8 protein-coding genes and 1 riboswitch are annotated in these 10,001 nt (G+C 69.9%); of the genes, 3 read left to right on the forward strand and 5 right to left on the reverse strand.

Annotated elements, in window-relative coordinates; genetic code table 11:
• The first annotated feature begins 58 nt into the window (after window positions 1–58).
• A complete protein-coding gene (locus tag D183_RS0113995) occupies window positions 59–391 on the forward strand; it encodes a DUF3325 domain-containing protein (RefSeq protein ID WP_017909550.1) in 333 nt (110 codons plus the stop codon).
• A 16-nt stretch (window positions 392–407) separates the two neighbouring features.
• Here D183_RS0113995 and crcB read toward each other — a convergent pair whose 3' ends face one another.
• Entirely contained in the window at window positions 408–827 is a 420-nt protein-coding gene (gene crcB, locus D183_RS0114000; RefSeq protein ID WP_017909551.1) for a fluoride efflux transporter CrcB, read from the reverse strand.
• Between the two features lie 110 nt (window positions 828–937).
• A riboswitch (Fluoride riboswitch) is annotated at window positions 938–1,007 on the reverse strand.
• 1 nt (window position 1,008) lies between these two features.
• Complete coding sequence (locus D183_RS0114005) at window positions 1,009–2,382, reverse strand: replication-associated recombination protein A (RefSeq protein WP_026144471.1); 1,374 nt, start codon at window positions 2,380–2,382, stop codon at window positions 1,009–1,011.
• A 104-nt stretch (window positions 2,383–2,486) separates the two neighbouring features.
• On the opposite strand from D183_RS0114005, the gene dmeF reads away from it, so the two are divergent.
• On the forward strand, window positions 2,487–3,554 hold the full coding sequence (dmeF, locus tag D183_RS0114010; RefSeq protein WP_017909553.1) for a CDF family Co(II)/Ni(II) efflux transporter DmeF: 1,068 nt from the start codon (window positions 2,487–2,489) through the stop codon (window positions 3,552–3,554).
• A gap of 46 nt (window positions 3,555–3,600) precedes the next feature.
• Here dmeF and lolA read toward each other — a convergent pair whose 3' ends face one another.
• From lolA to D183_RS0114025, 3 genes are all read right to left on the reverse strand, one after another.
• Window positions 3,601–4,227 carry an outer membrane lipoprotein chaperone LolA gene (gene lolA / locus D183_RS0114015; RefSeq protein WP_017909554.1) on the reverse strand — a complete coding sequence of 209 codons (627 nt, stop codon included), beginning with the start codon at window positions 4,225–4,227 and terminating at the stop codon, window positions 3,601–3,603.
• Window positions 4,228–4,311: 84 nt separating this feature from the next.
• Window positions 4,312–6,216 (reverse strand): DUF3857 domain-containing transglutaminase family protein, encoded by a 1,905-nt coding sequence (locus D183_RS0114020; RefSeq protein WP_441365996.1) that lies wholly within the window; start codon window positions 6,214–6,216, stop codon window positions 4,312–4,314.
• 95 nt (window positions 6,217–6,311) lie between these two features.
• A complete protein-coding gene (locus D183_RS0114025; protein WP_017909556.1) occupies window positions 6,312–8,669 on the reverse strand; it encodes a DNA translocase FtsK in 2,358 nt (785 codons plus the stop codon).
• A gap of 287 nt (window positions 8,670–8,956) precedes the next feature.
• On the opposite strand from D183_RS0114025, the gene trxB reads away from it, so the two are divergent.
• Window positions 8,957–9,925, forward strand: a complete 969-nt coding sequence (gene trxB / locus D183_RS0114030; RefSeq protein ID WP_017909557.1) for a thioredoxin-disulfide reductase — start codon at window positions 8,957–8,959, stop codon at window positions 9,923–9,925.
• Window positions 9,926–10,001 lie beyond the last annotated feature (76 nt).

A 10,001-nucleotide genomic window follows, 5' to 3' on the forward strand; every position in this document is an offset into this window, starting at 1 on the left:
AACGCCGCACCCGCGACCGCGGCGGATCCGGCAAGCCGGTCCTGGCCACGGAGGCCGCATGACCGTCCTCGGCCTGTGCCTGGCCTTCTCCGGCTTCGTCGCGCTGTGCCTGGGCATGGAGAAGCACCAGCTCGACCTGTACGGCGCACGCCGCGCCGCCGCGCCGCGGATGCGGCAACTGCAGGCCGCCGGCTGGCTGCTGCTGGGCGCGGCGTTCGCCTGCTGCGTGGCCGCGCGGGGCTGGGGCATCGGCCCGGTGCTGTGGGTGGGCTCGCTCAGCGCCAGCGCGGCGCTGCTGACCCTGGGCCTGCTGCCGTACCGGCCGCGGCTGATCGTGCCGTTGGCGTTGCTGGCGCCGCCGCTGGGCGTGGGCGCCGCGTTGTTGGGATAAGCGCGCGCCCGGCTGTTCAGCGGTCGGCGGTCACCGTCGGTGCCCGCAGTTCGGCCGCGGTGCGCGCGCCGGCGAACACCAGCACCAGCCCCGCCGCCAGGGTGATCGCCAGGTACAGCGGCACCATGCCGAGGCGGCCGTTACGCACGAACACCATGCTTTCCATCATCAGCGAGGAGAACGTGGTCAGCCCGCCGACCAGGCCGACGATCAGCAGCGCCCGCCAGTACGGTGCGCTGGCGCCGCGGCCCTCGATCCACACCAGCAGGAAACCGCCGACGAAGGCGCCGGCCAGGTTCACCGCCAGCGTGCCCCACGGGAAGCCGGCGCCGTAGCGCTGCAGCAACGCACTGCCCACCGCGAAACGCAGACCGGAGCCGACCGCACCGCCGGCCATCGCCAGCAGCAATTGCTGCCACCACAGGGTCAGGTTCATGCGCGCCTCCGCGAGACGAACGCGGGAGCGGCAGCACAAAAACGAGAAGGAACGGGCATCGGATTCTCCACAAGGACGATGCCGGGGCACACGCCTGCCACCCCGGCGGGGGTTGGGCAGGCATCATCAGCGCGCAATGCTGCGGGCGGTTCGAGGAGGAATGCCATCTCCTGTACGCCGATTATGACGCCGATCGCCCGGCCTTGTCAGCCCGCGCCTGCTCGCGCGCGGCGCGCAGGCGGTCGAGCTTGTCCTTGAGCTTGATCTCCAGGCCGCGCTCCACCGGCCGGTAGTACACGCGCTCGCCCATCGCATCGGGAAAGCCGGTCTGGTCCAGGGCGATGCCGCCTTCGGCATCGTGGTCGTACTGGTAATCCGCACCGTAACCCAGGGTCTTCATCAGCTTGGTCGGCGCGTTGCGCAGATGCAGCGGCACCTCCTGGGTGCCGGTCTCGCGCACCTCGGCCTTGGCCTGGTTGAACGCGGCGTAGCCGGCGTTGGACTTGGCGGTGCTGGCCAGGTACAGCACCAGTTGCGCGAAGGCCAGTTCGCCTTCGGGGCTGCCCAGGCGCTCGTAGATATCCCAGGCTTCCAGCGCCATCGACTGCGCGCGCGGATCGGCCAGGCCGATGTCCTCGATCGCCATGCGGGTCAGCCGCCGTGCCAGGTAGGACGGGTCGCAGCCGCCATCGAGCATGCGCGTGAGCCAATACAGCGCCGCGTCCGGATTGGAGCTGCGCACCGACTTGTGCAACGCCGAGATCTGGTCGTAGAACTGCTCGCCGCCCTTGTCGAAGCGGCGGGTGCGGTCGGCCAGCACCTGCTGCAGGGTCTGCGCGGTGATCTCGCCGCCCTCGTCCTGGGCCAGTTCGGCGGCGATTTCCAACAGGGTCAGCGCGCGCCGCACGTCGCCGTCGGCGGCGCCGGCGATCTCCAGCAGCGCCGCATCGGACACCCGCAACGGCTCGGCGCCGAGCCCGCGTTCGGGATCGTGCAGCGCCCGCTGCAGCGCCTCGGCGATGTCCTGCGGCGACACCGCCTCCAGCACGTGCACGCGGCAGCGCGACAGCAGCGCCGAATTCAGCTCGAACGAGGGATTCTCGGTGGTGGCGCCGACGAACAGGATGGTGCCGCGTTCGATATGCGGCAGGAACGCGTCCTGCTGCGCCTTGTTGAAGCGATGCACCTCGTCGACGAACAGCACGGTGCGGCGGCCATCGGCGAAACGCTGCGCGGCCTCGGCCAGCACCAGCCGCACCTCCGGCAGGCCGGACAGCACCGCCGAGATCGCCTTGAACTCGGCCTCGGCGTACTGCGCCAGCAGCAGCGCCAGGGTGGTCTTGCCGCAGCCCGGCGGCCCCCACAGGATCATCGAATGCACCCGGCCGGACGCGACCGCGCGGCGCAGCGCACTGGTCGGCGCCAGCAGGCGCTTCTGCCCGACCATCTCGTCGAGCGTGCGCGGGCGCATGCGCTCGGCCAGCGGGCGCATGGCCTCGCGGTCGACGCTCAACAGGTCGGGGGTATCGGAAGCGAAGGGTCTGCGTTTGGCCATCTGCCCATTCTATCGCCGCGGCCCGTGGACGCCTTGCCGCAATCCTGCGTGGCACCGACGCCAGCGCTAGAATCGCGGCGCCTCCCTGCCCGGCCGACCCCGCCATGAGCCACCACGACACCCTGGACGCCTTTACCCATCAGCACGACTTCCTCGGCACCCGCCACGAGCGCAATGCACGCCGCACCTGGTCGGTGGTGGCGCTGACCGCCGCGATGATGCTCGTGGAGATCGTCGCTGGCTGGTGGACCGGCTCGATGGCGCTGCTGGCCGATGGCCTGCACATGGCCACCCATGCCGGCGCGCTGTCGCTGGCCGGCTTCGCCTACTGGTTCGCGCGCCGGCACCGGCACAACCCGCGCTTCAGCTTCGGCACCGGCAAGGTCGGCGACCTGGCGGGCTTCTCCAGCGCGCTCATCCTGGCGCTGATCGCCCTGGGCATCGGCGTGGAGTCGGCACTGCGCCTGGCGCAGCCGGTCCATATCGCCTACGACGAGGCGCTGTGGATCGCGGCGCTGGGCCTGCTGGTGAACCTGCTCAGCGCCTGGATGCTGGGCGCCGACCACCATCACGATCATGGACACGGACACGGCGATCATCACGACCACGATCACGGCCATGCCCACGCCGCGCACCGGCATGACGACCACGATCATGCGCACGGTCACGACCATCACCGCCCTCACGATCACCACGGTCACGCGCACGCCCATGCCGCGCCCGCGCACAGCCACGACCGCCACGCGCACGCCGATCACAACCTGCGCTCGGCCTACATGCACGTGCTGGCCGACGCGCTGACCTCGGTGATGGCGATCGTCGCCCTGTTGCTGGCCAAGTACCTGGGCTGGACCTGGACCGATGCGTTGATGGGCATCGTCGGCGCCATCGTCATCGCCCGCTGGTCGCTGGCGCTGCTGCGCGACACCGGCGCGGTGCTGCTCGACGCCTCGGCGCCGGCGGCGCTGCAGGCGCAGATCCGCGACCGCCTGCAGCAGGACGACGAGCGCATCGCCGACCTGCACGTGTGGCGGGTCGGCCCCGGCCAGCACGCGGCGATCGTGTCGCTGGTGACGCACAAGCCGCGGCCGGCGGAGTTCTACCACGCACGCCTGCAGGGCGTGGCCACGCTGGGCCACGTCAGTATCGAAGTGCAGACCTGCCCCAACTGAGCGGAACACCCGCCGCGCACCGACCCGGCGCGCGGCGGCCGCCGGCTCAGCGGTCGCCGACCACGTCCACGTCCTTGTCCGGGACGTAGCGGAAGGTGCCGGTGGCGAAGGCCGGATTGCGCTTCCAGTCGCTGAAGCTGATGTCGGTGCGCTGGCCGACCGGATCGACCACTTCCATGCGCGCCAGGCCGTTGCGGTCGAAGCCGAGCTTGGCCATCTGGAAGCTGGCCTCGGTGTCCACCTTCGGGGTCATGGTCAGCCACTGCAGCCCGTCGCGGGCCACGGCCTCCTCGCTGACGTCGTACTGGCGGTCGAGCCGGCCCGGATCGATCAGCGCGGTCAGCGGGCTGTTCTGTTCCTCGCTGCCCTGCGCGCGCACCGTGGCCTGCTTCAGGTCCGGGTCGTAGACCCAGACCTTGCTGCCGTCGGCGACGATCAGCTGGGTATAGGGCTTGCGGTACTCCCAGCGGAACAGGCGCGGCGCCGACAGCGCGACGCGGCCGCTGGAGCTTTCCTTCAGCGTGCCCTTGCCGTCGTAGACCTTCTGCGCGAACTGGCCGTCCAGGCCCTTCAGCCCGCGGGTGAAGGCGGTGAGGTCCTCGCGGGCGCCGGCGAAGGCGGAGCCGGCCAGCAGCGCGGTGGCGAGGACGGTGTAGCGGAGTGTGCGAAGCATGCGGATGGGTTTCCGGATGGAGTGTGGGAAGTGTGACGCGCCGCGCCTGAATAGGCGATCAGAGGATGGCCGGCCGCGCCAGGTCTACGGCCCGGTCTGCATCCGGCTGAGGTCGCCGTACAGGATCTGGCCGCGGAAGCCGCGCCGCACCTGCTGGTACAGCTCGCGGAAGGCGGCGTAGTCCTGCGGCTGGCACAGTGCCGCCGGGCCGTGGATCGCGCGGCGGTGCAGCGTATGCGTGGCGGTCACGGTTTGCCCGTCGCGCACCCAGGTCGCGGCGTACTCGCCGGCGGCGTTGCGGAAATGCGTGTCGGCCGGAATCGCGATGATCGGCACGCTGTCCGGGAAGGTGAGCCGGTAGGTTTCGCTGCGCGCGTTGTCGTTGCAATAGAACGGGGTCAGGTTGCGCTCGGCCGAGGCGGTGCTGTAGACCCCGCGCACCGAATCGGCGCCGGGCATCAACGGCAGGCTCATGCCGCCGACCACGCCGAAGTCGACGTAGTCGTGGGCCTGGAAGCGGTAGGCGTAGCCGAACGGCCGGCTCAGGTCCTGCGGCGTGCCCTGCAGCAGCAACTCGCCGCTGCCGTCGAAGCCGGACGCGGCGACGATCGATTCCTCGATGCGGGTGCGGTTCTGCGCGTTGAGCTGCACGAACATCGTGCGCAGGCCGACCTCGCCGACGTCGCCGCTATCCAGCCGGGTGATGCCGCTGACGCCGCCGTCGGCGTCGAAGCGGTAGTCGGTCTCGGCCAGGTAGCGGTTGCGCTTGGCGTCGTCCGGCGGCGTGCGCGCCACGGTGCCGTCGGCCGTGTGCAGCACCGGCGCGCCCAGATCGCCGGCAGGCAACTGGCCGAAACGCGCGTATGGGCTGGTCGAATCCACGTACAGCTTGAACTCGGGCAGATAGGTGATGGCGTGGTTGAAGCGGCCCAGCACCGGCACCTCCGGCAGGGTCGGCCCGCCCTGCGCGCCGATCAGCACCGGCGTACTGGCGATGCCCTTGGCCGCCAGCAGCGCTTCCAGCACCACGGTGTGATCCTTGCAGTCGCCGTAGTGGTTGTCGAGGATGCTGTCGGCGCTGTTCGGCTGCAGCCCGCCGTTGCCCAGGTACACCGCCACGTAGCGGATGTTGCGCGCCACCCACTCGTACAGCGCCGCGGCCTGCGCGCGGCGATCGACGATGCCGGCGGTGATCTGCTCGGCGCGGGCGCGCACCTTGGGCGTGACCTGTGCGGCGGCGGCGCTGCTGTGCTGGTAGGCCTGGGCCATCTGCGACCAGCGGCGGAAGCTGCTGGCCATGATGGTCGGGCTGAACTCCCAGGTGGCCGCCGACCAGTTCTGGCTCTTCATCGGCTCGCGGCGGCTGTAGCGCCACTCCCAGCGGGCCTGTTCGCCGTCGATCGTCGGCGTATCGCTGCCCTGCACGCCGCGCGTATACAGGTGCATCTGCAGGCGCCGCGGCGCCACCAGGGTCACCGTGGCGTCGTCGTACTGGGAGAACACGCTGAAGGTCTCCCACAGGCTGAAATAGCCCGGGAAGTACGGCACGTTCTGGGTGCGCCGCACTCGGTACACCAGGCGCGCGCCGGGCATCAGGTTGGGGAACACCACCACCTTGACCTTGCGGTCGGCGTACATCGCCGCCGTCGCGCTGGAATAGCTCTCCTGGGTATAGATCTTGTCGGCCGGCACGTCGTGACGCAGCCCGTCCGGAGTCAGCGTGTAGGCGGCCAGCACCTCCAGCGTCTCCAGCTTCTCGCTGTAGCCCAGCCGCACCTGGCTGAACTGGTCGACGCCGGCCTTGGTCTTGAGCAGCAGCTCGTACTCGTCGGTCTCGACGCTGGTGGCGTCCTCGCGCACCTCGTAGTCGGCGCGGTAGCGCACGTAGCTGTAGTTGTTGCTGACCACGGGGGCAGTCGCCACACCCGCGGTCTGGTCGGCATTGGAATGCGCGGCCGGCGCCGGTTGCGCGCCGGCGAGTCCGGACATCGCCAGCAGCGCCGCGCCGAACAGCCAGCGCGCGGTGCGCGCAGGCTCCAGGCCAGGCAGACGCCGGCCACAGCCAGCGGACGGCGCGGTGCGCCTCACTTCGGCGGCGGCGGCGCCAGCACGCTGCGGTCGCCGTTGTGTTCGGGCGGGCTGACCACGCCGGCGGCTTCCATCGCCTCGATCAGCCGCGCGGCGCGGTTGTAGCCGATCTTCAGCCGCCGCTGCACGCCGGAGATCGAGGCGCGGCGGGTCTCGGTGACGATGCGCAGGGCCTCGTCGTACAGCGGGTCGGATTCGTCGCCGCCACCGCCGCCGGCTTCCGGCAGGCCGGTGGCGCCGATCACGGTACCATCGCCCATGGTCTGCACTTCGTCCAGCACGCCCTCGATGTAGTCGGCCGGGCCGCTGGCCTTGAGGTGCTCGACCACCCGGTGCACTTCCTCGTCGCTGACGAAGGCGCCGTGCACGCGGTCCGGCATCGCCGTGCCCGGCGGCAGGTACAGCATGTCGCCATGGCCCAGCAGGGTCTCGGCGCCGGACTGATCGAGGATGGTGCGCGAGTCGATCTTGGAGCTGACCTGGAAGGCGATGCGGGTCGGGATATTGGCCTTGATCAGGCCGGTGATCACGTCCACCGACGGGCGCTGGGTGGCCAGGATCAGGTGGATGCCGGCGGCACGGGCCTTCTGCGCCAGGCGCGCGATCAGCTCTTCGACCTTCTTGCCGACGATCATCATCATGTCGGCGAATTCGTCGATGAAGATGACGATGAACGGCAGCGTGTCCAGCGGCCGCGGCGCCTCGGCCAGGTCCGGATTGGGCTTGAACAGCGGGTCCATCAGCGGCTGCCCGGCGTCCTGCGCGTCCTTGACCTTCTTGTTGAAGCCGGCCAGGTTGCGCACGCCGACCGCGCTCATCAACTTGTAGCGGCGCTCCATCTCCGCCACGCACCAGCGCAGGCCGTTGGCGGCCTCCTTCATGTCGGTGACCACCGGCGCCAGCAGATGCGGGATGCCCTGGTAGACGCTCAGTTCGAGCATCTTCGGGTCGATCATCAGCATCCGCAGGTCCTTGGCCGAGGCCTTGTACAGCAGGCTCAGCACCATGGCGTTGACCGCCACCGACTTGCCCGAGCCGGTGGTGCCGGCGACCAGCAGGTGCGGCATGCGCGCCAGGTCGGCCACGGTCGGGCGCCCGGCGATGTCCTTGCCCAGCGCCAGGGTCAGCGGGCTGGCCGACTTGTCGTATTCCTTGGAGCGCAGCAGCTCGCTGAGATAGATCATCTCGCGGCTGACGTTGGGGATCTCCAGGCCGATCACCGACTTGCCCGGGATCACGTCGACCACGCGCACCGACTTCACCGACAGGCCGCGGGCGATGTCCTTGTCCAGCGAGCTGATCTGGCTGACCTTGATGCCCGGCGCCGGTTCGATCTCGAAGCGGGTGATGACCGGACCCGGATAGGCGCCGACCACCTGCGCCTCGATGCGGAAATCCTTGAGCTTGAACTCGATCTGCCGCGACAGGGTTTCCAGTGTCTCCTCGGAATAGCCCTTGGCCTGCGGCTTGGGGTCGTCCAGCAGGGCCAGCGGCGGCACCCCGGACGGGTCGCTGCCGGTGCCGTGGAACAGCGGGATCTGCTGCTCGCGCTTGGCCCGCTCGCTCTTCTCCACCACCGGCGCCGGCGGCGGCTCGATCTTGACCGGCTCGCGCTTGGCGCGCTGCACCGCGTCGACCTTGCGCACTTCCTCGCGTTCCTCGCGCATGGCGCGGGTCTGCTGCCATTCGTTGGCCTGCTGGGTGCCGCGCCGGGCCAGCGCCGGCAGGGTCATCACCGCCTTGCCGATGCGCTCCATCACCGCGAACCAGGACAGCCCGGTGGCCAGGGTCACCGACACCAGCAACAGCACCAGCACGAACAGGTTGGCGCCGAGCGCGCCGAAGCCGGCGCCCAGCGAATTGCCGACCAGCTTGCCGAGAATGCCGCCGGCCCCGGCCACGTCGCCGGCGAACAGGCGCAGGTGCAGCAGCCCGGTGGCGGCGATCAGGAAGCCGACGATGCCGACCAGGCGCAGCGCCGGGCCGAGGTCGGCCTCGCCATCGCCGTCCTGGTCCATGCCGAACAGCGCGATCCAGGAGATCGCGCCGATCACCACCGGCAGCAGGAAGGCCACGTAGCCGAACAGCTGCAGCAGCACGTCGGCGATCCAGGCGCCGAACTTGCCGCCCATGTTGTGCACCGGCGCGACCACGCTGCCGGTATGCGACCAGCCCGGATCGGTCGCCGAGTACGTGGCCAGGCTGGCCAGCAGGTACAGCAGCAGCGGCGCGATCGCGATCAGCGCCAGATCGCGCCACAGCTTCTGCCGGCGTGGGTTGGGCGCGGCGCCCTGCTTGCGTGCCGCCGCATTGGCGCCCTGGGATTTGCCGCGTTCCGGAACCTGCTTCGCCACGCTATGACCAGACCTTAGAAATGCATCGTTAGTGATTGATAATAAACGAATCGCCCTTGCATTTCAGCAGGCGGTACCTGAATCGTCCGGACTTGCGCAGGCCGATGCTGGCAGCGCCCGATCGAGGCGGGCAACGACACGCGAAACCCGAAGTCTGTCGCCGCGGGCCGCAGCGTTTCCGCCACGCGGCTTGATTCGTTCCAGGCCGGCCGCCACTCTATGCGCCTTCGCCGGAACCCGCGCAATGCCGCGTTTCCGCCGCCATTTCACCCTGTTCGCGAGTATACATGAGCCCCTCTGCCACCAATTCCGCCAAGCATTCCCGCCTGCTGATCCTGGGTTCCGGCCCGGCCGGCTGGACCGCCGCGGTCTACGCCGCGCGCGCCAACCTCAAGCCGGTGGTGATCACCGGCCTGCAGCAGGGCGGCCAGCTGATGACCACCACCGAGGTCGACAACTGGCCCGGCGACCCGCACGGCCTGATGGGCCCGGACCTGATGGCGCGCATGCAGGCGCATGCCGAGCGCTTCGAGACCGAGGTGATCTTCGACCACATCCACACCGCCGACCTGTCGCAGCGCCCGTTCCGGCTCAGCGGCGACAGTGGCGACTACACCTGCGATGCGTTGATCATCGCCACCGGCGCCACCGCCAAGTACCTGGGCATTCCCTCGGAAGAGGCGTTCAAGGGTCGCGGCGTGTCCGCCTGCGCCACCTGCGACGGCTTCTTCTACAAGGACCAGGACGTGGTCGTGGTCGGCGGCGGCAATACCGCCGTGGAAGAGGCGCTGTATCTCTCCAACATCGCCCGCAAGGTCTATCTGGTGCACCGCCGCGACACCCTGCGCGCGGAAAAGATCATGCAGGACAAGCTGTTTGCCAAGGTCGCCGCCGGCAAGATCGAGACCGTCTGGCACCACCAGGTGGACGAGGTGCTGGGCAACGAGGCCGGCGTCATCGGCGTGCGGGTCAAGTCGGTGCAGGACGGCAGCACCCGCGACCTGGAGGCGCACGGCTTCTTCGTCGCCATCGGCCATCACCCGAACACCCAGCTGTTCGACGGCCAACTGGCGATGCACAACGGCTACCTGGAGATCCGCTCCGGCCTCGGCGGCGCCGCCACCGAGACCTCGGTGCCGGGCGTGTTCGCCGCCGGCGACGTCGCCGACCAGCACTACCGCCAGGCGATCACCTCGGCCGGCTTCGGCTGCATGGCCGCGCTGGACGCCGAGCGCTATCTGGACAAGGGTGCCTGAGTCCGCGCACGCCTTGAACTGCCGGCGTCAGGCCGGCAGCGGCCGTGCGCCCGCGCGCGCGGCCGGTGACGCCGGC

This window comes from Xanthomonas sp. SHU 199 (genome assembly GCF_000364665.1).
GTDB classification, from domain to species: domain Bacteria; phylum Pseudomonadota; class Gammaproteobacteria; order Xanthomonadales; family Xanthomonadaceae; genus Xanthomonas_A; species Xanthomonas_A sontii.